Raw genomic sequence first — 24,559 nt, 5'->3', positions numbered from 1 at the left:
TCTATAATTATGGAAATTTCCAATAACACAACCAAAAACCAAGCGACAAAAAATATTAGCATTGCCGATAGGTTGTTTGATGATGATTATTTGGAATCTTTAAAAAAAGTTTTTGATATAATTGTTAGGAGCAATGACGTTAAACATGCGCAAATATTGGTGAAAGTATTGAAAGAAGCCATGGCCGCTAGAAAAAGGGAGCTGGAAGCGGTTAAGGAAATTAACGATTTTTATAAAAAAATTGTTATTAAATTAAAGTTTATCGCCTTGCCGCTGTTAGACGACGCGGACATTATGGATTTGGTAAAAAATTATTTCACCTGGCAATTCCGCCTGCCCGATTATGATATTATGGAAAAATTATCGGCTAAGCTCTTAAATATAGTGGTTTTGGAAGACCGGGATAAATTCAAGGCCGGCTTAAAAGGGGCGATTCTTAATAATAAGGAAACGATTACCAGCCGGGCGGAAATTAGAACCGTCGCCGATTGGCTTAAGAATTATATTTCAAAATTAGGCTTGGATATAGCCGATAATTTAAAGAGAACCCAATATTTGGTTGACTTAACTAAGGTAAAGGGCCTTGACGAAGATTATGTTAATCGGCTTAAAATTCTGTTTAATTTTTATGAATCCCTAAAATTTTCCTCCTTAACGCCGTTGGGTTTTGACGAGGAGATTCCTATGGTAATGAAGGGAAAATCTTATATCTTCCGGCGAGGCAGGTTAGATCCGGTTGGCGAGATAAAAATAAGGGGAACGGCGGACGGCGGGGTGGAGGCGGATAAAAACGAAATTCAGGAATTGGAAGCGTTAAAACAAATGTTATCCAAATATCCGGAAGGGAGTCTGGAGAGAAAAGCGATTGAAGACGAAATCGCCAAGTTGAAGACTGGGGGTGGGGAGAAAAAGGTTGGGCAATAAAAGAAGGATTTGCTTTATAGCTTGTGCATTAGGGCATAGGTACTTAGGGACTCTAGTTGCGCGTGGTAAAAAAGTTGAGTGATGGGGCGGGGGCTTGCAGTATGGATTGTGCATTAGGGCATAGGTACTTAGGGATTGGGGGCAGGATTGAAAGCCCTATACCCCAGGCCCCAAGTACCTAATATATAAGATAAAATCATAGAACGTTATAAAAGGAAGAAGATAATCTAAATAAAAAAATTAAGTATGATAAGTATGAAGGGAGGGTTGGAGAATTTGGAAATTTATAAATTATCTGAAAGATTAGAAATATTTATTCATAGGGTAACCGAAAAATTCCCCAAAGACGAAAAATATAGAAGCGTTGATCAATTAAGGAGGTCCTCTTCTTCAACTACGGATAACATTTCCGAAAGCTATAATAGATATTCTTACGGAGACAAAATTAATAGAATGTATATTGCCAGAGGCGAAGCCGGTGAAACTAAGGCTGGTATGAGAAAGGCTTTTAAGAAAGGATTTATCAGTAAAAAAATGGCTACTTTTGTTGATGATAAGTACACGGAGCTAATTAAAGGAATTAATGGATACATTCGTTATTTGAAAAGCCAGGATAGGAATAAAAAATCGAGAATAAAAAAATAGAGAGGTTTTGATAAGATAGCTTGTGTATTAGGTACTTAGGGCATAGGGATTAGGGAGAATTTTATTTTTTACGCCCAAGTACCTAAGCCCTAAGCCCTAATGAATGTTGTAAAATAACTAAACATGAAAAATAAAAACACTTGTAATACCATCCTAGTAAGCGGTTCCCTTGTTTATGATAGAATAATGAATTTTCCCGGAGAATTCAAGGACCATATTTTGCCAGATAAGATTCATATATTAAATGTAAGCTTTACCATCAATAAATTAAGGGAAAGCTTTGGCGGCACGGCCGGCAATATCGCTTATAATCTGTCCTTATTGGGCGAAAAACCGATAATTTTAGGAAGGGTTGGGGCGGATTTTTTTAAATACGAAAAATGGCTCAAAGGCAAGGAAATAGATATTTCCAAAATAAGAAAATCCAAAAAAGAACTGACGGCCAGCGCTTACATTATTACTGATCAAGCGGATAACCAAATTACGGGTTTTTACCCCGGACCCATGGATAAAAAATACTGCCAAGTTGCCAAAAAAATAAAAAATGTTAAAATGGCAATTGTTTCTCCGGATGCCAAAGCCAGAATGATTGAATACTTAAAAATTTATAAAAAGTCAAACATTCCCTATATTTTTGACCCCGGGCAGCAAATTATAAATTTTTCCAGAAAAGAATTGAAGTGGGCCATACCCGGTTCTCAAGTTTTAATCGGCAATGACTACGAAATTCATTTGGTTTTAAAAAATACAGGCATGAATTTGGCTAAACTGGGGAAAATGACGGAAATATTGGTAATCACCAAGGGAGACAAGGGTTCGGAGATTTATAGCGGCGGCAGAGTTGTAAAAATTCCTCCGGCAAAGCCGAAAAACACTTCTGATCCGACCGGCGCCGGGGACGCTTATCGGGCCGGCTTGATCAAGGGCTTGTCAGAAGGCTGGCCGTTAGATAAAATCGGACGATTGGCGGGCCTGGTGGCGGTTTATACGGTTGAGAAATACGGGACGCAAACGCACTATTTTAACTGGAAGGGGTTGGAGAAGAGATATGAAGAGAATTATGGGGAAAGTTTATAATAATAGTGCATTAGGTAGTTAGGGCACAGGGATTAGGCATAGGAGAAAAATTTTTTCTTGAGCCCTGTTCCCTAAGTACCTATGCCCTAATGCACGGGATAAAATAACAGCGCATGGGTGATAAAAATTATCCAAAATATATGTAATATTTTTACTAATTATCCATGCTCTAATGGACAATTTATATATGAATTATGATATTAAAAACATAAAACTGGCTTCAGGTGGAAAGAAGAGAATTGAGTGGGCGGAAAAGGACATGCCGGTTTTGGGCAAGGTTCGAGAAGGGTTTTTAAGAGAAAAACCTTTTGCCGGCAAGAAAATGTCGGCCTGTTTGCATGTAACGGCGGAAACGGCTAATTTAGCCAGAACTTTAAAAGCCGGCGGAGCCGACATCGTTTTGTGCGCCTCCAATCCTTTGTCAACGCAGGATGATGTGGCCGCATCCCTGGTAAAGGATTATAAAATTCCGGTTCTTGCTGTAAAAGGCGAAGATCGCAAAACTTATTATAAGCATTTGCGGGCGGCTTTGGGGCATAAGCCGGTTGTTACAATGGACGACGGAGCTGATTTGATTTCCCTGCTTCATAATGAGTTTAAAACTTGGGCAGGCAAAATTTCAGGGAGTATGGAGGAGACCACAACGGGCGTAATCAGATTAAAATCTTTGGAAGCAAGCGGCAAACTAAAAGTGCCGATTATTGCCGTGAATGACGCCAAAACCAAGAATTTATTTGACAATCGCTATGGCACGGGCCAGTCAACCATTGACGGCATAATCAGGGCGACAGATATATTGTTAGCCGGAAAAAATGTCGTAATTGCCGGCTACGGCTGGTGCGGCCGGGGAATGGCCATGCGGGCGCGGGGCATGGGCGCCAAGGTGATAATTACCGAAGTGGATGAAATTAAAGCCCTGGAAGCGGCCATGGACGGATTCAGAGTTATGCCGATGAGGAAAGCAGCTCAAATCGGAGACCTTTTCTGCACTTTGACCGGCGACATAAGAGTTATTAGGCGGGAGCATTTTGAAGTTATGAAAGACGGAGCCATGGTTTGCAATTCCGGGCATTTTGACGTAGAAATTGATATTCCGGCTTTGGCCAAGATGGCCAAGAAGATAAACAAAGAGGTGAGAAATTATGTTGATGAATTTGTTGTAAAAGGGAAAAGCATTTATTTATTGGCGCAAGGGAGGCTGATAAATTTGGCCGCGGCCGAAGGGCATCCGGCTTCCGTCATGGATATGAGTTTCTCCACCCAGGCTTTAGCGGCCGGATATGTGATGAAAAGAAAAATAAAATTAGACAATAAAGTTTACAATGTTCCGGCAGAAATTGAAAACCAGGTAGCCAAACTGAAATTAAAATCAATGGGGATTAATATTGATAAATTAACGCCGGAGCAGGAGAAATATTTAAAGTCATGGGAGATAGGCACGTAAAAATTTCTAATTTCTAATTCACCTAATTTCTAATAAAATTCTAAGCACTAAATCCTAAATTCTAAACAATTTCAAATGTCTGAAATTCAAATGTTCAAAACTTTTATTTTTAGAAAATTAGAAAATTTGAATTTTGAGCATTGTTTAGGATTTAGAAATTAGGATTTAGGATTTAGCGCTTTAACTTTATTATTTGTTTAAAATTATTATGGACAAGAAAAATGTACGTCTTATAACTTCGGAGTCCGTGACCGAGGGTCATCCGGATAAAATTTGCGATCAGATTAGCGATGCGGTTTTGGATGAATGCTTAAGGCAGGATCCGGAAAGCCACACCGGCATAGAAGTTTTTTGCACAACCGGTTTGGTTTTGGTCGGCGGTGAAGCCAAAACAAAGGCTTATGTTAATTTGGAGGGAGTAGTGAGGAAAGTTTTACGCGAGATAGGTTATGACAGGCAGGAATATGGATTCTGTTGCGACGATGTTGGCGTGATCGCCACCCTACATGAACAAAGCCCGGATATTGCCCAGGGAGTTGAGGGCAAGGGCGATTATAAAGAGCAGGGCGCTGGCGACCAGGGCTTGATGTACGGCTATGCCACCAAGGAAACTCCGGAATTTATGCCCTTGCCAATCGTTTTGGCCCACAAATTAACAAAAAAATTGGCCGAAGTCAGAAAAGAAAAGATTCTGCCTTATTTGCGGCCCGACGGCAAAAGCCAAGTGACGGTCCAGTATGAGGATGGCAAGGCCGCCAGGATTGAGACCGTAGTAATTGCCGCCCACCATAGCGAGGAGATAGAAGAGGAAAGATTGAGGGCGGACATAAGGGAAAAAGTAATAAAGCCGGTTTTGGGCGATTTGTTTGATGACAAGACCAAAGTTTTTATAAATTCTACGGGCCGTTTTGTTTTTGGCGGTCCGCCGGCTGATGCGGGCTTAACCGGTCGGAAAATTATTGTTGATACTTATGGCGGGGTCGGGGCTCATGGCGGCGGTTGTTTTTCCGGCAAATGCCCCACTAAAGTAGATCGGTCAGGCGCTTATATGGCCAGGCATGTGGCTAAAAATATAGTAGCGGCTGGGTTAGCGGATAAATGTGAATTGCAGGTAGCTTATTCCATCGGCGTGGCCGAGCCGGTCGGGATTTATATAAATACTTTTGCCACCAACAAAATTCCGGAAGAAAAGATTATTGATTTGATAAAGAAAAATTTTGACTTCCGGCCTAAAGCCATAATTGACTATCTTGGTTTAAAAAGGCCGATTTACCAGAAAACCGCAGCTTACGGGCATTTCGGCCGAGATGACGAAGACTTCACCTGGGAGAAAATTGATAAGGCGGAATTGCTTAAGAAAGAAGCAGGAGTATAATTTTTAATAACCAATAATCAAAAAACAATAATCAAACAATAACCAATAATCAAATCTTAATAAAAAACGTTTGATTATTGAAGTTTGGTTGTTAAATATTGTTTGGGATTTGGTTATTGGTTATTTTTCCTTAATATTTTTGAAATTAGCGTTGTCTTTTATGGGAAAAGTGATGTGCTTCGGCACTTTTGATAATCTGCATCCGGGCCATCGGTCATACTTAAGCCAGGCCAGGAGATATGGAGATTATTTAATCGTAGTAGTTGCCCGCGATGTGAATGTGAGAGAATTAAAGGGGAAGCCGCCTCGCCAGGATGAGAAATTGCGTTTGGAAAAAGTGAAAAGCGTAAGTTTTGTTGATAAGGCTGTTTTGGGCCAGTTGCGGGATAAATTAAAAGTGATAGATAAATATAAACCAACGGTTATTTGCCTGGGTTATGATCAGGAAGCTGATATTACCAGATTGAAAAATTTTTTTTTCGGTAAAATTATCAGGTTAAAACCGTATAAAGAACATATTTATAAGTCATCAAAATTATAAAAAAATAAGGAGGAAGAGCGGGAAGATTAATCTTCTCGCCTTTAGTATATGTCTGAATTTCGCTTAGAAAGAAGAAGTGTTATCGGAGCCGGAGCCATAATGTTGGCGGCCTTTTTTTGGAGTTTGGACGGGGTTTTTATCAGGCCGAAATTTTATAGCTTGCCCGCCGGTTTGGTGGTTTTTTTGGAGCATTTTTTAGGATTTTTGATTTTGGCCCCTTTTCTTTTTTTTGGCTGGTCCAAGGTAAAAATGCTTAGAAAGAAAGACTGGGGAGCGATTTTTTGGGTAAGTATTTTCGGCGGTCTGCTTGGGACGCTAATGATCACTAAAGCTTTTTTTGCCGCGGTTGGCGGCGAAGTCACTTTTGCCACAGTGGTAATTTTGCAAAAATTGCAGCCGGTTTTCGCCCTAATCATGGCGCGCCTGATTTTGGGGGAAAAACTTAGCCGGCGTTTTTATTTTTGGGCGGTTGCGGCTATCGTTTCCGCTTATTTTTTGGCTTTTGGCAAAACCGGCTTAAGCCCGGGAGAATTGGATTTTTTTCATCAGGCCGCCTGGTTTGCCCTTTTGGCGGCTTTTGCTTTTGGCTCTTCAACGGTTTTCGGCAAAAGAATCGTCAACCATCTGGATTTTAAATCTACGGCCGCTCTGCGTTTCGGCCTTACAAGCCTATTGGCTTTTTTATTGATTTTCTTCAATGGGGATTTATTCAAAATAGGCGAGGTGGGCGCTTTGTATTGGAAACTTTTAGGAGTGATAGTTTTTACGAGCGGAGCCGGAGCCATGTTTATCTATTACTTCGGCCTAAAAAGGATAACGGCTTCGGCCGCCGCCATCTGCGAACTGTTCTGGCCTTTGTCAGCCGTTTTGCTTGATTATCTTCTGAATAAAAATATTTTAAACAATATTCAGATTATTGCCAGCGCATTCTTGCTTTTGGCGTTTTTTATGGTTGTAAGGGAAAGCGGAAGGAAAATTCAATTTGAGGCGCGGGTGATAAGAGGGATGGGCCGGGGCGGCAAAATCGGTTTGCCGACAATCAACCTTGACCGGGTGAATTTAGACATGGATCACGGGGTTTATTCGGTTGAAGCGGAAATTGACGGAGCGTTCCATAAGGGATTGCTTCATTTTGGGCCGAAAGAGACTTTTGGCGAGGCCGCTTCTTTGGAGTTGTTTATCAAGGAATATATTTTGAACATTATGGAAAAAAATGTTAAAATAAAGGTAGGTTATAAGATAAGGGAAATAAGGAAATTTAGTGGCCCGAATGAATTAAAAGAGCAAATTAATAAGGATTTAGAGGAATTATCACCTTCAAGACGACTGTAGAGCGAGACGGGGGTAATTTATATATCTATTATGAAAAATAAGATTTTTAAACTAACTTTAGCCCTGTCCATTTTCGTGGTGGCGGGGTTTTTTGTTGTTAAAAGCGCCAAGGCGACTGACCAGATTGAGCCGGATGATTTAGCCATTTGGCACTTTGACGAAAATAGCGGGGGCGTCGCTTATGATTCAACCGCTAACCATAATAATCTTTCCTGGGGGTATAATCCCTGGGCGGCGGGGAAAATTTTGCCGGAGAGGCAGGAAGGAAGATGGGATTTAGGCGTAAATTTCAGCCAAAAAGAGGAATGGTTTTCTAAGACTTTTTCCCCGGCTATTTCTTGGCCCGAGGGCTTAACCGTCGGCTTGTGGCTGAAAACCGATTTAAGTTCTCATTATAATGCCAGAATTTTTTGGCTGGGCAACACTTTGGATCCTAAGGGCATTCCGGCGAACCATCTTATGCTTACCCTGAATCAGGGGAAAGTAAGGCTGTATTTAAAGCAAAATAAAGTCTGGCAGGAAGAAATTATTTCCAATCTTTCAGTCAACGATAACCAATGGCACTTTGTAACTCTACAATTTTCCGCCAACGGCAAAGCCACGCTTTTTATTGACGGCCAGTATCAGGCGGAAAAAGATTATCTTTTGCCGATTCCGGCCATGGAGGCGGTAGCTGTGGGCAGACGGGAAGATTATTGGGGGTCGTATAGCACTGATAATTTTAAGGGGATGGTAGACGAGATCTGGATTAAAACCAGGCCGCTAACTAACGAGGAAATAAAGCAAATATATTTATCAGGCAACCCTTATCAATCCGAAGCAACGGAGCCGGAATTAGCCCCGGTTGAAGTTAAAGCGTATTACCCGTTTGATGAAACAGCGGGCGTTATTGCCTTTGACCAATCGGGCAATAATTATAATCTTAATTGGAGCTACAATCCATACGGCGGCGGCCAGTCCGAGCCGCGCCGGGTTGATGGCAGATATAATGGCGGGGTAAATTTTAAAAAAGTTGAAGATTTATTCAGCCGCCTGAATTCCCCGGCTTTTGATTTTAACCAGGGCGGCGTCATCGGCGTTTGGATAAAAACTTCAGCTTCAAGCGCGACTCCTTCCCGATTTTTTATTTGGGGCAATGATGAACAAAATAAGGTTTTAAAAAATAATTTAATCTTAGCGGAAAACGGCGGTAAAGTTATTTTTAACTTGAATTATTTTGACGGTTGCGACAGCGTCAAATGCTTTTCCCGCAATTATAATTTAACGTCAACGAGCGAGATTAATGACAATAATTGGCATTTTGTCGCGGTTACGCTTGACCCGCGGCCGTATAACCACAAAGTCCGGCTCTTTATTGACGGCGAGCCGGAAGGCGAAATATTTTTTCCCGGCAATCCGCCCCTGGCCGAGACTTTAAGAGTCGGCTATCGGGAGAATTATTGGTGCGGGGAAGAAGGCAATTTTGCCGGCGATATTGACGATTTATTTATTTTATCTTCGGTCGTCAGCGCTGATGAGGTTAAGCAAATCTACCAGACCAACCAGCCCTTTGCCTGGCCGCCAGTCAAAGAACTGGAGCCGGTGATTTTAGTGCCGGGGATTATGGGAAGCTGGGAAGTGAGCGGCAAGTGGGAGTTAGATCCGATTTTACATACTTATGATAATCTTTGGGAAGCATTGAAGTTGGCTGGTTATGAAGAAGGTAAAAATTTATTCGCGTTTCCGTATGAATGGCGGCAAGATAATGTATTAAGCGCTTATCAGTTAAAGCAAAAAATAGATGAAGTAAAAGGTATTTGCAATTGCGATAAAGTGGATATAATTGGTCATAGTATGGGCGGATTAGTGGCGCGTGCTTACGCTGAAAGTGATTATTATGGTAATGATATTGATCAATTGGTGTTTTTAGGCACGCCGCATAGGGGAGCGCCCGAGGCATATTTAAGGTGGGAGGGAGCGACAGGTTTTGAAGGGAGATGGGGATGGTTTGTAAAATTAATATTCACACAAGAAGCGTATGCTAGAAGTTATGATTCTTTGTTTGCATATATTCAAAATTATGTTAAATCGGTAGAACAGTTGCTACCGGACTTCCCGTATTTACAAGATGGCGGTCAAATTGATTTAAGAATTTATGATAAAATTAATTTCCCCAGTAGTTACCCCTATAATTTATTTTTAGAAGATTTAAATTCAATCCAAAAGATAAACAAATTAAATAATCAAGGCATTAAAATAAAAAATATTGTCGGCAATGCTGGAGATAATACAATTACAGTGATAAAAGTAATATCTGGGGAGCCATATTTACCTTTATGGCAGCATGGATATGTAAAAGAGACTATAAGATTAGCGGGAGATAATACCGTGCCTTATATGAGTTCATCGTTTATTAATCCGCACGAAAAAATTGATGCCGACCATCTTGCATTACCAACCGAGGCACAAAAACAGATAATTGAAGAACTAACCGGTACTGAACCCGCCGAAGAGGTTAGAAAAAATATTTTTCAGAAATTTTTTATGGTCAGAATTTTTTCTCCGGCCGATTTTGTAATTATTGCTCCAAACGGCGAAAGATTAGGTAAAGACTTTTCCAGCAGCCAAGCAATTAATGAAATTGAGGGAGCATTTTATTCCGGCTTTGATAGTGATATTGAATTTGCGGTAATTCCAGACCCAACAGACGGAGAATATAGGGTTGAATTACAAGGCACGGGCCAGGGAGAATATAAATTAAGTGCTAGTCTTATTGATGACAGCAAGGAAATTAATAAAGAATTCAATGGAAGTATTGAAATCGGCCAGGAAAGAGCTTTCACTATAACTTATACTGCTACGGCGGAAGATCCGATTGGCAAGCTTGAGCCGCAAGATACGGTGCCTCCGGCAGTAACTATTAATATGCCGCAATCAAATCAGCAATATCTACGTAATCAAGATTTAATTATTGATTATAGTGCAGAAGACGATTTTTCCGGAATAGCTACTACTACCATAATTATAGATGGCCAGGAAGTTGCCACTACTACGATTGATTTGTTTGATTATTCTTTGGGCGTTCACACTTTAGTTATTGGCGCTCTTGATAAGGCCGGCAATTCAGGCCAGGCCCAGGTTAATTTTGAAATAATCGCCAATATTGATAGTACCATTGATGATATTGAAGAAATTCATGAACGGGGTTGGCTTAAAGGTAAAATTTATCAGCCGCTATTAATAAATACACTTAGATTATTAAAAATAGAGGAAAGATATTTTGCCAAAGAGGAAAAATTAACTGAAAAATTAATTGAAAAAACTGAAAAAGATAAGAAACTAAATCCCAAGCAAAAACAGAAGCTGATTGACCAATACAATAAAAAATTGAAAGATTTAAAGAAAAATAGGGATAAAGCTATCAGCCGCAGTTTAGATTTAATAGAGAAATTGTTAAATACCGCTAAAAAATTGAATCAGATAAATCAACAGGGATACGATATAATTATTAATAATATTAATTATTTAAGAGAAAATTTATGAATCAAAAAGTAAAAACAATTTTATTAATTTTTACAATTTTTTTGTTGACTATTATTTTTTCATTTATATTATCTCCAATTGGAGGATCTATTTATAAAGATATTTTGAATGGACATTGCGGCGGAGGTTTATTCTTATTAGAAATGGGAGATTCAAATTGTCAGACAGAAGGATTTATTTATTTTTATATTTTCTTCTTAACTATATTTAGTTTTATTTTATTAAGACAAAAAATAGCTTGGTATGTATTCGCAATAGGAAGTTTTATTTTTTGGTTATTAAGTTTATTTATGATATTTACTGAGAACTTAGATTATCAAAGGAATGTATATATTAGTGATTTAATTATAATGGTTTGTTTCTTTATTTTCGCTTGGCTCTTAGCTCAAGGCGGGTTGATAATCTATAGAAAATTAAAAAAGTAGGTTTATAAATTTGATTCAGTCGCAGGTTCCCGTTAGCCCCACCAGCGGCGGGGTTAGGGGACTACAGCTGTTTAATTTGGGACCGGGTCGTAGTCCTTTACGAGAGATTACCCCCGCTAAAAAGCCAAATTTTTGCAGGTATTAAATAAGCGGCTGGAAAAACTGCCTGAACAGCGGGCAAAATTTATTAAGCGCAGTTTAGATAATTTTATTAAACAGAGATTATGACCCTACCCCAAAAAATGTTAAAATAAAGGTAGGTAGGAAAATAAGGGAAATAAGGAAATTTAGTGGCTCAAATGAACTAAAAGAGCAAATTAATTAGGTGAATTGGGAATTTTATATCTTTAATTATAGATTTAGAAGTGGAATAAAGAGATTTAGGACTTTTTAATTCTTACTTCTTATTTAACAAAGTGTTTGATTATTTGCAAAAATTTAACCAATTGCCCAAAGGTTTGCGGGATAAAGTGTCGACAACTCCGGTTATGGCGGCGATTAATGAGCTGGAAAAGAAATATGGGTTGAATTTGGCGGCTACGGTTATGAAAGTGATGGTAAGGGAGATTAAACAGTCTGATTTAGCCGACTATTTTACGGAAAAAGAGAATTTGGACGCGGGCAAAGGGGAAGAACTGGCAAGGGTAATGGCAGAGAAAGTTTTTTTTGGCGTAAAAGATTATTTAGCGGCGGAAGGAGCCGGGAAACAGGAAAGGGGAGTTCTCCGCCAAGACGTTCGTCCCGAAGCCGGTTTGGTTGAGCCGACCGAAGCCGGATCGGAAGTTCGGGGCAAAAAAGAAAAACCCCGGGAGACCCAAGCAAGAACGGAAGCCGGCAGGGAAGGGGCTCCGGTTGTCAAAGGAGCGAGTTTTTTCTTTTCCCCCGAGGACGAAGAGGAAATAAGGGAATTGACAAAAAAGATAAACGGAGACCCGAAAGTGGTTTTAACGGATGAGCAAATCAAAGAAAAGTTAGACAAAATTATTGGTTCTATCCAGATAAATTTTGGCAGCCAACAGCTTTCCGACCGCTTCCAAAGTATTTTAAAAACTTATCTGCGCGGCATAAGGGACAGAATTGAAATCAAACAGACTTTAAAGAAGGCCTTTGCCGAGGGTGGTTTGGGTTTTGACGACGCTTCAGCCGACGAGGTTTTGAAAGTCGCGGATAGCGTTGCGGGAGGAAAAGAAATTCCGGCAAGGCCGCCGGTAAAAATAAAACTGCCGGAAGACAAAATTTTGGGCAAGGAAACGGCGGAAAAAACTGCCGCTCTGAAAGATATCGGGATGCGCGACATTGATTACAGTTTTTCTTCTTTGCTGGCCGAGAAAGAAAGGGAGAAAAAAGAACCGGCAAAATTGGATCCCGGGCGTGAAATCGCTCCTCCGCCTCCGGCGATTGCGGCCAGCCAGCCCGAACCAGAAGCGATAAAGGAAGCTGAATCGGGACAGGCAAAATCGGAAGTCTTGGCGAAAGATTCTGTTGCCGCTCCGGCGCCGGAATTTAAAAAGCCGGCCGCAAAAGCGCCTTTGCGGGCGCCGACTCCGGTTCAATCATCCGGGAAGAAAAGAATGGAAGATGTAAAATACGTTCCGCCAAAAGTGATGAATCCGATTGACGAATTGCGGTATATGGATTTGGTTAACTTTCGCCGCCTTAGCCCGGAAACGGGGAAACAGGCGGCAAAGGTAAAGGAAAAAATCAATCTACTGGAAGAAGAAAATTACAGCCGGCGGACCGAAGGGATAAAGGGATGGCGGCAAAGCCCGGTGAATAAATTATACCTTTCTATCGGCCAACAAAGCATTGGCGAGAATAAGCCGATTGATGTTATAATAGAAGAAAGGAAAAAGGCCGGCCAGGATTATTTAACCTTGGAAGAGTTTAAAGCCATAATGGATTTAAACAAAGAATTGAGATTCTAATTTATTAATTGCTAATCACTAATTAACTAATCACTAACAGCGTGCAGCAGTTTACCATTCCACAATTTATCGATGTTGAAGACAAAATAATCGGCCCGATAACAACCCGCCAGTTCATAATTTTACTGGCCGGATTTCTAATAATGGGCATAAGTTATAAAATATTTGATTTTTCCTTATTTCTGACTATAAGCATTCTAACTTTAATAATAACCGGAGCTTTCTCCTTTGTCAGGATAAACGGCCGGCCTTTTCACTTCTTTGTTTTAAATGTCATCCAGACCATAAAGAGGCCGGGATTGCGGGTGTGGCGCAATGAATTTTTTCCGCAGGAATCCCAAGGATACGAAATGAACGAGAAAGAAATAATAAAACAAACTCCGCTTCCGATCCCCAAAACAGAGCCGAGCCTCTCCCGGTTGGCAGAATTGTCCTTAATGGTTGACACACGGGGAGAGTATAAGGGAGATAAAGAAGGGGAAACAAAAATTAAGGCCATCAGGCAGGCTTCTTAAATTTATGGCTAAAGCCGTTAAAACCAAATCAATAGTCTCTTCCCAAAAATATTTGGACATTGCTGAAATAAGGGAGGACACGGTAATTATGCGGGATTATACCTTGCGGGCGGTTTTGTTGGTTTCTAGCGTTAATTTTGCCCTGAAAAGCGAAGACGAACAGGAAGCGATAATTTCTTCTTACGTGAGTTTTTTAAACAACATTGATTTTCCCATTCAAATTGCGATTCAATCCCGAGAACTTGATATTAACGGTTATCTTGAGCAGTTGAAGCAGAAGGAAAAGGAACAGACAAACGAGCTTTTAAAAATCCAAACGGCCGAATATACCCAATATATAGAGGAATTGGTTTCTATGGCGAAAATCATGAATAAGCGTTTTTATGTGGTCATTCCCTATAATCCGGCATCGGACAAGAAAAAAAATTTTTTCTCTTCGCTTTGGGAAATTTTAAAACCGGCGACCTTAATTAAAATGAGAGAGGAAAAATTTTTAAAATATAAAGACGAGTTGGGAAGGCGGGTGGATAATGTTATAAATAATTTGTCTTCAGCCGGCTTAAACGCCGTTCAGCTTGATACGCAAAGTTTGATAGAGCTTTATTACAACACCTATAATCCGAAAACTTCAAAAAATCAAAGGCTGGCCGACACAAAAGATTTGCGGGTGGCAGAATAGCCTATAAAAAAATATGCCAAATTTTAATAAAGAAAATATAATAAAAGAGACGGAGGCAATAAAAGAGGAACCGCCTATTGAAGCCAATCCGGAGGCAGCAAGGGAGGTCATAGAGGAAGAAAAAACTTTCCGGCGGGGCGTTCTCTCAATAAATGATTTAATCGCTCCGGCCAGCATGGAGGTTACTTCTGATTATTTAAGGCTGGGAGAAAAATATATCCGCACCATTTTTGTTATAAATTATCCCCGTTACATAACGGTTGGTTGGTTCGCGCCGATCATCAATTTAAATTCCACTTTTGACGTGGCCATGTTTTTTTATCCCGTGAGCAGTTCCTTGATTTTAAAGCAGCTTAAAAACAAGGTCGGGGCGCTGGAAGCCCAGATTGTTTCTGACGCCGAGAAGGGAGCGGCCCGCGATCCATTGCGGGAAACCGCCCTAAGGGATATTGAAGCCTTGCGGGACGCCTTAACCCAGGGCATAGAAAAATTTTTCCAGTTTTCTTTGTATGTGACAATTTATGCCGACAGCAAAGAAGAATTAAACCAATTGTCGGATAAAGTTGAAAATATTTTTGGCTCCCGTTTGGTTTATTCAAAAAAAGTTTTTTATCAGTCCGAACAGGGATTCAATTCTACCTTGCCGTTGGCTAATGATGAGTTGTATATCACTTTTAACATGAATTCTTCGCCCGTAGCTTCTTCTTTCCCCTTCATTTCCTCGGAATTGACTTCTGACAACGGCATTCTTTACGGCATAAACAGGCACAATAACAGCTTGATTTTGTTTGACCGCTTCAGCTTACAAAACGCCAATACGGTGGTTTTCGCCACTTCCGGAGCCGGCAAAAGTTATGCCATAAAACTTGAAGTCCTGCGTTCCCTGATGTTGGGCACGGACGTGATAATTATTGACCCGGAGCATGAATACAAGCATTTGTCGGATGCGGTGGGCGGAACTTATATTAATATTTCCTTATCAAGCGAAAACAAAATCAACCCTTTTGACCTGCCCCGGGCCATAGGCGGCGATGCCAAACCGGGAGATATAATCCGGAGCGCCGTAATCACGCTTAAGGGTTTGGTAAGGCTGATGCTCGGCGGCTTAAACCATGAAGAAGATTCTATCGTTGACCGCGCTTTATTGGAGACCTACGCCAAAAAGGATATTACGCCGGAATCAGACCTTTCCCAAATAGAGCCGCCGATTATGCAGGATTTTCAGGAGATTTTGGATGGGATGGAAGGCGGCGCGGACCTGGCCTTGCGCCTGCGCAAATATACCGAGGGCACATTTGCCGGGCTTCTTAACAACCTTACGAATGTGGAAATGAATAACCAGCTGGTCTGCTTTTCCGTCCGTGATCTGGAGGACGAATTAAGGCCGATGGCTATCTATACGATTGTTAATTATATTTGGAATATTGTCAGATCGGAAACAAAGAAGAGGGTTTTGGTGATTGACGAAGCCTGGTGGCTGATGCAACACGAGGATAGCGCCAAATTTATTTTTGCCTTGGTCAAACGTTGCCGCAAATATTATTTGGGCGTGACGACGATCACCCAGGACGTCAACGACTTTTTAACTTCGCCTTATGGCCAGGCGATTGTTACCAATTCTTCCCTACAACTTCTTTTGAAGCAGTCGCCGGCGTCCATTGATTTGATCCAAAAAACTTTTGCCCTAACCGAAGGGGAAAAATATCTTTTGCTGGAAGGCGGAGTGGGCGAAGGCATATTTTTTGCTGGTCGCAAGCACGCGGCCATAAAAATCGTGGCTTCCTACACCGAAGACCAGCTTATTACTTCCGATCCCCGCCAGCTATTGGAAATTGAAGAGGCTAAAAAAGAATTTGAAGCCAGTTTGGAAAAGGGGGGTGAAAATGAAGAGGAAGCTAATCCAGAAGAGGCAGGAGTTTAATATTATTTTTTAGGAAATTGAATAGCCAATAACTAATAATCAAATTTTAATAACCGAACTATTTGATTATTGGTTATTAGAATTTGTTTGGTTATTGTCTGCCTGCCGGCAGGCAGGTTTCTTGGTTATTGATTATTTTCAATTTATGACAAAAAAGCTCTTAAATTTATTGATAGCGGTAATTTTTTTGGCGGCTTTGGCCGGGATTGTCTATGTTTTGTTTTTTTATGATTTTACCGGCAAAAATATGGGCGGCGAAGAAAGAGAAATTTTTTCCCCGCCGGAAGAATTTCGGGAGGAGGGTGAAATAATGGTTTTGTCCAGTGAAAATCAGAAAAATTTAACGGAAGGCAAGGGGGAAATGAGCCAGAGTGAAATTACCCGGGAAAATTTAAAAAGAATGGCCGCTTTTTTTGCCGAAAGATTTGGTAGTTATTCCAACCATTCCAATTACAATAACATTTTTGATTTAAAGATTTTTATGACCGGCTCAATGCAGGTCTGGGCTGATAAATTTGTGGAGGAAACCAAAGCCGGGCGGGGGGCAAGCGATGTTTATTACGGCGTTACTACCAAAGCTGTGGCGGCCGAAATAAGTGGGATTGACGAAGGCGCGGGGCGGGCGGAAATTTTGGTAAAAACCCAAAAAAGGGAAGCTAGCGGAACCATGGAAAATTCCCTGGTGTCCTATCAGGATATTTTGTTGTTTTTCATTGAGGAAAATAATTTTTGGAAAGTAGACAGGGCCGAGTGGCAAACAGAATAAATTTTGCGCTTTTTAAGAAACTAATTTATGCCTCTTCAAAAAAAAGTTTATTCCGCCAGAAATAAATTTACGGGCGGGGCGGGCAAGGCAAAATTTCCCACAAAATTATTTATAGTTGCCGCTTTGGGCAATTTTATTTTGCTGTTTTTATTTTTTTTGATATTAAAGTCCGCTTTTAGCGTTTCTTGGGATAATAATGGCCAAACAGCCGCAAGCCGCCGAGGCGGTTATGGGGACGGAGACCCTCTGATAACCAGAGCGTCCGGACTAAGAGACGTTTTGGATGGCCCGATTATAAACGGCCTTGACCCCAGTTTGGGACCGAACGAAGCGGCGGTCACAATTGTCTATTTCGCGGATTATGAATGCGGTTATTGCCAAGAGCAGGAGGCGGTAATAAAAAAAATAATGGAGAAATATGAAGATAAGATACGTTTAATTTGGAAAGATTATCCGGAAAAAGATTCCGGCGCCAATTCTTTCTCCGCGGCCGCGGCCGGACGTTGCGCGCAAGAACAAGGGCGGTTTTGGGCCTTTCATGACCAACTCTTTCAGAATGGCGACAAGCTGGGCGGGGATTTATTCCTGGATTTGGCCGAAAAATTAAATTTAAGAAAAAGCTTATTTTCCGAGTGTCTGGAGGACGAAGAAACCGCCCGACTAGTAAGGAATAATATTTTAGAGGCGGAAATTTTAGATATAAAAGGAGTGCCGTTTATTTTTGTTAACAAAGAAGAAATAATGGGCGAAGCGACAGAGGAGGATTTAGAGACAATAATAAAAGCGGAACTTGATAAGTTATAAATTATTATGTCGAACAAAACTCAAAATATTTACGTTTGTTCAAATTGCGACGCCCAATTTTCCAAGTGGAGCGGGCGTTGTTTGGAATGCGGCTCTTGGGGGACTTTGAAAATGCAGACCCTGGAGCAGAAAGAAATTGATTATCGCCTTGGCGGGAAGGCGGAAGAAAAAAAAATAAGCCAGGCGGAAATTATTGATTTGAATAAAATAAGGGAAAACGGGCTGGAGAGGATTAGGACAAATATTTCCGAGTTGGATCGGGTTTTGGGCGGGGGAGTTGTGCCCGGCTCCCTGGTTTTGCTCGCCGGCGAACCGGGGATTGGCAAATCAACGATTGTTGCCCAGCTGGCCGATGCCGTTGGCTCAAACCGCGGCGATGTTATTTACCTTAGCGGCGAGGAATCAGCCGGCCAGATTAAAGCGCGTCTAGCCAGGTTAAAATGCAATTTGGAAAAAATTAAATTTATCAGCGAAACTAACGTGGAAAAAGCCATAGCCACTATTGTAGCCCTGAAGCCTATTTTAGTTATTATTGATTCAATCCAGGCGGTCTATTCGGCCGATGTTTTAGCCGAAGCCGGCGGTCTTAATCAAATCAGAGCTTCGGCCGTAAAATTTTTAGAAATCGCCAAAGAGAATAATATTGCCATTATTTTGGTCGGCCATATAACCAAGGACGGCCAAATCGCCGGTCCGAAGTCTTTGGAGCATATTGTTGATACCGTGATTTATTTGGAAACGGAAGCCGCCAATAATTATCGCGTGCTGCGGGCGATAAAGAATCGTTTTGGCTCTGTTAATGAATTGGGAGTTTTTGAAATGACCGGTTCGGGTTTTGCTGAGATTGCCAACCCGGGAGCGGTTTTTATAGAAACTAGCGGACAAAAAATAACCGGTTCGGTTATCAGCAGTGTTTTGGAAGGCACCCGCCCTTTTCTGGTTGAAATTCAAGCTCTGGTGACCAAAACGGTTTTTGGTTATCCGCAGAGGAAATCTTCCGGATTTGACTTAAATAGGCTGCAGGTTTTGGCCTCGGTTTTGACCAAGAGGGCCAAAGTCAATCTTTTGAATCAGGATATAATTTTAAACGTTGTCGGCGGCCTCAGAGTTAATGACCCGGCCCTGGATTTAGCGGTTTGCCTAGCTATAACTTCCAGCCTTCTTAATCAGGTTATTAACAGAAAAACTTTGGTTTTAGGCGAAGTTGGCCTGGGCGGGGAAGTGCGCAATGTTTCCAAACCGGAACAGAGATTGGCGGAAGCGGAAAAATTAGGGTTTGTCCAGGCGATGGTTCCGGATTATCAGGTGAAGGCAAAAAAATTAAAGCTGATAAAAATAAAAAATTTGGAAGAAATGGTTGGTCGCCTAGCGCGTATCGCGTAACGCATATCTCATATCTCATATCGCATATCGCATAACGCGTAACGCATAGTAATTACATGGATTTTCATGTAGAATTAAAAAATTTAATGCATCAATATGTTAAGTATGTTTATAAAATAACTAAAAATTTTCCTAGAGATGAATTGCATGGCGTGACTTCACAGCTACGTCGAGCCGTACTTTCTGTCATACTTAATTACACAGAAGGCTTTGCCAGGAGAAGAGGGGCGGATTGCAAAGTGTACAAGAATTTTCTAGAAATTGCTTATGGCTCGCTTAAAGAGTCGGAATATTTAATCTACTTTTCTTATACCTAGAATTATATTGCCAGAAATGATTACGAAAATTTATCGCAATTGGCTGATAAAATAGGCGGAATGTTATGGGGAACATTAAGTAAGATATAATGCGATTAGCGATATGAGATGCGTGATATGAGAATTTTGCCAAAATCTTTTTATAATAAAAATACGCTACAAGTTGCCCAAGATCTCTTGGGCTGTTTTTTGGTAAGGAAAAACCCCCGCCCCCGACCCCTCCCCCGCTCCTCGCGTCGCGGGAGAGGGGAGAGCACTCTAAGATGTAAAATTGTGGAAGTAGAAGCTTATAACGGGCCGAGGGACTTAGCTTCTCACGCCAGCCGGGGCCGGACAAAAAGAAACAGCGTAATGTTTGGCGGACCGGGCAAAATTTATGTTTATTTTACTTACGGCATGCATTATATGTTAAATATCGTGACAGAAGAAAAAGATTATCCGGCCGCGGTTTTAATCAGAGCTATATCATGTAACATAAAACATAAAACACATAACAAGGCAAAAAATAAGAGCTTACTGACGAATGGACCAGCTAAACTGACAAAAGCTTTAGGTGTAGATAAATCTTTCAATAGTCTACCTATTTATGTAAAAAAATACGGCCTCTGGATTGAGAGCCGCATCAAAGATGAAAAACCGAAAATAGTTAAAACAAAAAGAATTGGCGTTGACTACGCGGGAAGGTATAAGGATGAAAAATGGCGGTTTTATATAAGGGGCAATGAGTTTATTTCTAAAAAATAAAAGGGCTTTGGATTTACTACCGGTCAGTAAATCTTCAGCCCTTTGTTGCGTCTTGATGTTTCGCTTCAATGTTCGGCCAGCTGTGGCAGTTTCATGCCCAGCTTTCCGGCGATTTCTCTGATCATGGGGTTATTCGGGTTTGCCTCCAGACAGCCGTGGAGATTGAAGGTTGGCGTCCTATCTCCATTACGTACCGGGGTTTTGAGAGCTTCTTCCATTATTCCTATAAAAGACTCTCTCGCCAGTAGGAATCCTTCTCCTCCGCCGTTGCCATCGCTTTCTGTTATGACTTTGATGACGCGAGAAGATGGCGTATCTTCCCGAATGCATTGCCCGGAGATCGGGTCTTCAAATTTTTTCCCCGAACGATTTTTTAAATAAACTTCGCCCATATAGTGCCTTACTCCTCCTGGGCTTTTACAAAGCCCTGATAAAGATTGGCGTCCAGACAAATGGTATTGCCCTCGGTTTTTTGTTTAGTCAAAAGGACTCTTTTTATCCCCCTCCTTTCCAGAGCCTTTTATTTTTTTCTTCTCACCCCCATGAGATAGGTATGTAAAGATCATTTATTTCTTATTTATCAGTATAGAGCAAAAATCAACCCTTGTCAATGTGTTAATACGATGATATGGTGGCAAAAAGAATTACTCTAGATGGACGCTTTTTTCCCAATCTCCTAATTTTTCCGCCAGTAAAGGATAATTTTTTAAACCGGGGTCTTTATTTATAATTTCTATCGCTTCCTCCCGCGCCTCTTTCATCAGTTTATAGTCAAATAAAGAGGCGATTTTTAATTGAGGGAAGCCCTTTTGGGCCGTGCCGTAAATTTCGCCCGCGCCCCGGAATTTCAAATCCATTTTTGCCAGAGTGAAGCCGTCCTGGCAATTTACCAGCGTCTCTAGCCGTTTTAAGGTTTTGTCAGCCGAGTTTTCCGTGAAAAGAAAGCAATAAGATTGATGCTGGCTTCGTCCGACCCGGCCGCGAAACTGGTGAAGCTGGGCCAGGCCGAAACGTTCCGCGCCTTCAATCATCATAATCGCGGCGTTTGGCGCATCCACTCCGACCTCCACGACTGAAGTGGAGACCAGGATTTTAATTTTATTATCAAGGAATTCCCGCATAATTTTTTCTTTTTCCGGCGGCTTAATCCGACCGTGCAAAATGCCGATATTTAAATCAGGAAAAATTTGTTTATCCAGCTTTTCAAATTCCTGTTTTACGGATTTTACTCCAAGCTTATCAGAATGGTCGATTAAAGGGCAGATGACAAATACCTGGCGGCCGCTATCTATCTGCTGTCTGATAAAAGCATAAGCCTTTTCTCTTTTTTCCTCCGGCACAATTTTCGTCATAACCGGCTTCCTGCCCTTCGGCAGCTGGTTGATAATAGAAAGGTCTAAATCGCCGTACAAAGCCAGGGCCAAAGAGCGGGGGATAGGCGTGGCGGTCATTGACAGTAAATGCGGACTAAGCGCGGACTGATGCGGACTTTGGCGGACTGATGCGGACTTTTTCGTGTCAACAAAACGTTCAATTTGAACATCATTATTTGCGAAATTAACTAACAAAGCTAGTTTATATTCAGAGCCTTTCAGATAATGCCAGACTTGTTGCTTTTCAAATTTCCCGATAAAGGGCAGTTTTTTTATTTCTAAAATAACTTTATCATCGATGATAAAGTCAGGTCTGTAGATGCTAATTTTTTTATCATCATATTTTATCTCAATAGATTTTTCTTTAGTAAAAGATAATCCAACTTTTTCAAATTTTTTTTCCAAGGCCTTTTGATAAATTACTTCTTTATGCCCCAAACCCAACTGTTTTTTAACATTAAAAATCGCCCCTCTGATTTTATAAGTAATTTTTTCATACAACAATTTCCCCTCATCTTCCGCTTCCTCCCCGCCGGTCCGCATAGGTCCCCGCCGGTCCGCATAGGTCCGCGTTAAGAGCGCAGCTCTTTGCTCCACACCGAATCTATGTTGTTCGTCAATTATGGCTAGCCCCAAATTATTAAATTCTATCTTTTCCTGGATTAAGGCATGCGTGCCGATAATAATATCTGAATTATGAATTAAGAATAAGGAATCAGGGGTTTTCATCTTTTTATTTTCTTTCTGATTCTTAATTCCTAATTCATAATTCGCCCTTTTTTCGCTTCCAGTTATTAAACCAATTTTAACGTCAAAATTACTCAACAGTTGGCAAATTGTGCTGTAATGCTGATGGGCCAAAATTTCCGTTGGCGCCATCAAGACTGCTTGATAATTATTTAGGGCAACGTTAAGCATGGCAATTAGGGCAACAACCGTTTTGCCGCTGCCAACGTCTCCGGAAAGAAGCCGAGACATCGGTTTGTCTTTGCCTATATCCTTAAGAATTTCCCAGGCAGACTTTCGCTGAGCGTCAGTTAATGCCCAGGGCAGGGAATTGACGAATTTTTTTGTAGTTTCTTCTGAAAAGGGAATTGGCTTAGCTTGGCTTGCTTCAAGCTCTTTTTTTACGAGTTGGGACTGGAGCTGGATTATAAAAAGTTCATTAAAGGATAGGCGTCTTCGCGCAGTTTCAATTTCGGTTTTTGTTTTCGGGAAATGGATTTTGGCTATAGCCTCGCTTAAATCAAAGAGTCGCAGATTTTTTTTCATGTCAGGCGGCAGCCAATCAGATATCTGTTTCGCTGCGCCGATAATCTGTTTAATAAGAAATCTTATTTGTTTTTGCGTGAGATTGGCGGTTAAGTGGTAATTAGGCACCAGACCTTGGGTATGAAAACCTTGCTGGCCGGCAATTTTTTCATAGGTAGGAGATTTCATAACCAAACCGCTTGCGTCTTCTTCTATTTTTCCTGCTAAAGAAACCTTATCGCCAACTTGTAGGTTGCGGGCGATAAAGGGCTGGTTAAACCAAATAACTTTTAAGGTTTCCGTATCATCAGTAATTAGCGCTTCCGTGATATACATCCTTCTCCGCCAACTCTTTTTATTTTGAATCAGTTCAATCCGGCCGACAATATTAGCGCTGGTTTCAGACTGAAGCTTATCAATAGGCGTTAAATGGGTAAAATCATCATAGCGGAAAGGGAAATAAAAAAGCAAATCGCGCACCGTCGTTATACCCAATTTATTTAAATATTTAGCCGTGGTTTTGCCCACGCGGCTGATATTTATTATGTCCGTGTCCAGGGTTAACATGAATATATTTTAGCATATAAACACAAAAACACGGAAACACGAAAACAAAAAATAATCCTAATTTCTCGGGACTGTTTTTTGTGCCCTTAAGCAGGAAACCCGCCCTATAAGGGCGCGAGAAAGGTCGCCCCGCTATCCGGCGGGGATTTCGTCGCTTTCCCGCAAGTCTGCGGGACAGGCGCTCCTCAAAACTTACTAAACAATTTTTGTGCACCCGATAGGAACCCCGCATCAACATTCGCTTCGCTCATGTTGGGCGGGGCAGGTCGAACCAAAACTCTTTGATTTTTCCTTTCTGGTGCCCCTGCTAGGAATTGAACCTAGATTTTGGGATCTCCGCCTCCGCTAAAGCTTCGGCGGACAAGCGCAATCCTGTGCTTTATCTGTGCTCTCGGCAGGAATCGAACCTGCATTGCAAGATCCGCAATCTTGTGTCCTATCCATTGAACGACGAGAGCTTAGTTTAAGTGCCCTCAAGAGGATTCGAACCCCTGATCTTCGGCTCCGGAAGCCGACGTTCTATCCAGCTGAACTATGAGGGCATGGGCGTTGACGGGCGGGTATCCAATTGAGCCATAAGGGCATTTTTAATCTTTTACCATTTATAGGAAAAAATAGCAATATAAATCCCGCACCTTTTTGTTCTTGTGTTTATATTTAATAAAAATATTAATTTTATGGTTATTTTGCAAAAAAATCGTTATTTTATAAAAGATGCGGGACAAATAAAAACCCAAAAAAACAAGAATGTTTCTCGGGCAATATTTTGATAAAAAATTTAAATTTATTCCACTTTCGGCGCTCCGCCCGCATCAGATGGCGGAGTTTCCTCTTTTTTGCTTCCGGCAAAAGCCCCGATGAAAGCGATGATGGCGAAAATAAGGGCCACTACGGCTGTCCAGGGCATGCCAGCGCCCCAATACAGCCAAGCCGTTAAGGCCAGAAGAATAACCCCGATCATTATGCGGACATTTTTTCCCGTCATAAATTTGGCTTTTTGCTCCGCGTTTGAGCCGCGGAGCAAAATTT

At 41.2% G+C, this 24,559-nt stretch carries 20 protein-coding genes and 2 tRNA genes; 17 read left to right on the top strand and 5 right to left on the bottom strand.

Features of this window, described 5'->3' with window-relative positions:
• The first annotated feature begins 9 nt into the window (after nt 1-9).
• The 17 genes from PHQ42_01625 (at nt 10) to PHQ42_01545 (ending at nt 20,339) form a co-directional block, all read left to right on the top strand.
• Complete coding sequence (locus tag PHQ42_01625; GenBank protein ID MDD5071413.1) at nt 10-924, top strand: hypothetical protein; 915 nt, start codon at nt 10-12, stop codon at nt 922-924.
• A 255-nt stretch (nt 925-1,179) separates the two neighbouring features.
• Nucleotides 1,180-1,569, top strand: a complete 390-nt coding sequence (locus PHQ42_01620) for a four helix bundle protein (GenBank protein ID MDD5071412.1) — start codon at nt 1,180-1,182, stop codon at nt 1,567-1,569.
• A 123-nt stretch (nt 1,570-1,692) separates the two neighbouring features.
• A complete protein-coding gene (locus tag PHQ42_01615) occupies nt 1,693-2,646 on the top strand; it encodes a carbohydrate kinase family protein (GenBank protein MDD5071411.1) in 954 nt (317 codons plus the stop codon).
• Between the two features lie 187 nt (nt 2,647-2,833).
• Nucleotides 2,834-4,090, top strand: coding sequence for an adenosylhomocysteinase (gene ahcY / locus PHQ42_01610; protein ID MDD5071410.1), 1,257 nt, complete (start codon nt 2,834-2,836; stop codon nt 4,088-4,090).
• A gap of 208 nt (nt 4,091-4,298) precedes the next feature.
• Nucleotides 4,299-5,465, top strand: a complete 1,167-nt coding sequence (metK, locus tag PHQ42_01605) for a methionine adenosyltransferase (protein ID MDD5071409.1) — start codon at nt 4,299-4,301, stop codon at nt 5,463-5,465.
• A gap of 70 nt (nt 5,466-5,535) precedes the next feature.
• The gene (locus PHQ42_01600; GenBank protein ID MDD5071408.1) at nt 5,536-6,006 is read left to right on the top strand and encodes an FAD synthase; all 471 of its coding nucleotides are present in this window, start codon (nt 5,536-5,538) and stop codon (nt 6,004-6,006) included.
• A gap of 48 nt (nt 6,007-6,054) precedes the next feature.
• On the top strand, nt 6,055-7,338 hold the full coding sequence (locus tag PHQ42_01595; GenBank protein MDD5071407.1) for an EamA family transporter: 1,284 nt from the start codon (nt 6,055-6,057) through the stop codon (nt 7,336-7,338).
• 30 nt (nt 7,339-7,368) lie between these two features.
• Nucleotides 7,369-10,860 carry a LamG domain-containing protein gene (locus PHQ42_01590; GenBank protein MDD5071406.1) on the top strand — a complete coding sequence of 1,164 codons (3,492 nt, stop codon included), beginning with the start codon at nt 7,369-7,371 and terminating at the stop codon, nt 10,858-10,860.
• Nucleotides 10,857-11,285 (top strand): hypothetical protein, encoded by a 429-nt coding sequence (locus tag PHQ42_01585; GenBank protein MDD5071405.1) that lies wholly within the window; start codon nt 10,857-10,859, stop codon nt 11,283-11,285. Before PHQ42_01590 ends, PHQ42_01585 begins: the two co-directional genes overlap by 4 nt.
• 428 nt (nt 11,286-11,713) lie before the next feature.
• Nucleotides 11,714-13,210 carry a hypothetical protein gene (locus tag PHQ42_01580; GenBank protein MDD5071404.1) on the top strand — a complete coding sequence of 499 codons (1,497 nt, stop codon included), beginning with the start codon at nt 11,714-11,716 and terminating at the stop codon, nt 13,208-13,210.
• Nucleotides 13,211-13,251: 41 nt separating this feature from the next.
• Complete coding sequence (locus PHQ42_01575; protein ID MDD5071403.1) at nt 13,252-13,725, top strand: PrgI family protein; 474 nt, start codon at nt 13,252-13,254, stop codon at nt 13,723-13,725.
• Nucleotides 13,726-13,729: 4 nt separating this feature from the next.
• Nucleotides 13,730-14,404 carry a TraC family protein gene (locus PHQ42_01570; GenBank protein ID MDD5071402.1) on the top strand — a complete coding sequence of 225 codons (675 nt, stop codon included), beginning with the start codon at nt 13,730-13,732 and terminating at the stop codon, nt 14,402-14,404.
• A 13-nt stretch (nt 14,405-14,417) separates the two neighbouring features.
• A complete protein-coding gene (locus PHQ42_01565) occupies nt 14,418-16,325 on the top strand; it encodes a DUF87 domain-containing protein (GenBank protein ID MDD5071401.1) in 1,908 nt (635 codons plus the stop codon).
• A 145-nt stretch (nt 16,326-16,470) separates the two neighbouring features.
• Nucleotides 16,471-17,091, top strand: coding sequence for a hypothetical protein (locus PHQ42_01560; GenBank protein MDD5071400.1), 621 nt, complete (start codon nt 16,471-16,473; stop codon nt 17,089-17,091).
• Nucleotides 17,092-17,118: 27 nt separating this feature from the next.
• Entirely contained in the window at nt 17,119-17,895 is a 777-nt protein-coding gene (locus tag PHQ42_01555) for a DsbA family protein (GenBank protein MDD5071399.1), read from the top strand.
• Nucleotides 17,896-17,901: 6 nt separating this feature from the next.
• Nucleotides 17,902-19,278, top strand: a complete 1,377-nt coding sequence (gene radA, locus PHQ42_01550) for a DNA repair protein RadA (GenBank protein MDD5071398.1) — start codon at nt 17,902-17,904, stop codon at nt 19,276-19,278.
• Between the two features lie 434 nt (nt 19,279-19,712).
• Nucleotides 19,713-20,339, top strand: coding sequence for a DNA-3-methyladenine glycosylase (locus PHQ42_01545; protein MDD5071397.1), 627 nt, complete (start codon nt 19,713-19,715; stop codon nt 20,337-20,339).
• A gap of 65 nt (nt 20,340-20,404) precedes the next feature.
• Here PHQ42_01545 and PHQ42_01540 read toward each other — a convergent pair whose 3' ends face one another.
• From PHQ42_01540 to PHQ42_01520, 5 genes are all read right to left on the bottom strand, one after another.
• Nucleotides 20,405-20,731: a hypothetical protein gene (locus tag PHQ42_01540; protein MDD5071396.1), complete on the bottom strand. Its 327-nt coding sequence runs from the start codon at nt 20,729-20,731 to the stop codon at nt 20,405-20,407.
• A gap of 252 nt (nt 20,732-20,983) precedes the next feature.
• Nucleotides 20,984-23,530, bottom strand: a complete 2,547-nt coding sequence (locus PHQ42_01535; protein ID MDD5071395.1) for a GxxExxY protein — start codon at nt 23,528-23,530, stop codon at nt 20,984-20,986.
• Between the two features lie 386 nt (nt 23,531-23,916).
• Nucleotides 23,917-23,988: transfer RNA gene (locus PHQ42_01530), tRNA-Arg, on the bottom strand.
• Nucleotides 23,989-23,998: 10 nt separating this feature from the next.
• Nucleotides 23,999-24,072, bottom strand: a tRNA-Arg gene (locus PHQ42_01525).
• A gap of 242 nt (nt 24,073-24,314) precedes the next feature.
• Nucleotides 24,315-24,559: hypothetical protein (locus tag PHQ42_01520; protein MDD5071394.1), on the bottom strand; the 245-nt coding region annotated here is incomplete at its 5' end.

It is taken from the genome of Patescibacteria group bacterium, assembly GCA_028711655.1.
GTDB lineage: Bacteria > Patescibacteriota > Patescibacteriia > Patescibacteriales > JAQTRU01 > JAQTRU01.
Note: the sequence above shows the minus strand (reverse complement) of the source record. Positions and strands in the feature narration are given on the sequence as shown.

Bases quoted from the DNA above. Each gene is read 5' to 3' on its own strand.
- PHQ42_01625 (MDD5071413.1), top strand. From the start codon at position 10: ATGGAAATTTCCAATAACACAACCAAAAACCAAGCGACAAAAAATATT.
- PHQ42_01620 (MDD5071412.1), top strand. From the start codon at position 1,180: ATGAAGGGAGGGTTGGAGAATTTGGAAATTTATAAATTATCTGAAAGA.
- PHQ42_01615 (MDD5071411.1), top strand. From the start codon at position 1,693: ATGAAAAATAAAAACACTTGTAATACCATCCTAGTAAGCGGTTCCCTT.
- ahcY (MDD5071410.1), top strand. From the start codon at position 2,834: ATGAATTATGATATTAAAAACATAAAACTGGCTTCAGGTGGAAAGAAG.
- metK (MDD5071409.1), top strand. From the start codon at position 4,299: ATGGACAAGAAAAATGTACGTCTTATAACTTCGGAGTCCGTGACCGAG.
- PHQ42_01595 (MDD5071407.1), top strand. From the start codon at position 6,055: ATGTCTGAATTTCGCTTAGAAAGAAGAAGTGTTATCGGAGCCGGAGCC.
- PHQ42_01590 (MDD5071406.1), top strand. From the start codon at position 7,369: ATGAAAAATAAGATTTTTAAACTAACTTTAGCCCTGTCCATTTTCGTG.
- PHQ42_01585 (MDD5071405.1), top strand. From the start codon at position 10,857: ATGAATCAAAAAGTAAAAACAATTTTATTAATTTTTACAATTTTTTTG.
- PHQ42_01570 (MDD5071402.1), top strand. From the start codon at position 13,730: ATGGCTAAAGCCGTTAAAACCAAATCAATAGTCTCTTCCCAAAAATAT.
- PHQ42_01565 (MDD5071401.1), top strand. From the start codon at position 14,418: ATGCCAAATTTTAATAAAGAAAATATAATAAAAGAGACGGAGGCAATA.
- PHQ42_01560 (MDD5071400.1), top strand. From the start codon at position 16,471: ATGACAAAAAAGCTCTTAAATTTATTGATAGCGGTAATTTTTTTGGCG.
- PHQ42_01555 (MDD5071399.1), top strand. From the start codon at position 17,119: ATGCCTCTTCAAAAAAAAGTTTATTCCGCCAGAAATAAATTTACGGGC.
- radA (MDD5071398.1), top strand. From the start codon at position 17,902: ATGTCGAACAAAACTCAAAATATTTACGTTTGTTCAAATTGCGACGCC.
- PHQ42_01545 (MDD5071397.1), top strand. From the start codon at position 19,713: ATGAGAATTTTGCCAAAATCTTTTTATAATAAAAATACGCTACAAGTT.
- PHQ42_01540 (MDD5071396.1), bottom strand. From the start codon at position 20,731: ATGGGCGAAGTTTATTTAAAAAATCGTTCGGGGAAAAAATTTGAAGAC.
- PHQ42_01535 (MDD5071395.1), bottom strand. From the start codon at position 23,530: ATGTTAACCCTGGACACGGACATAATAAATATCAGCCGCGTGGGCAAA.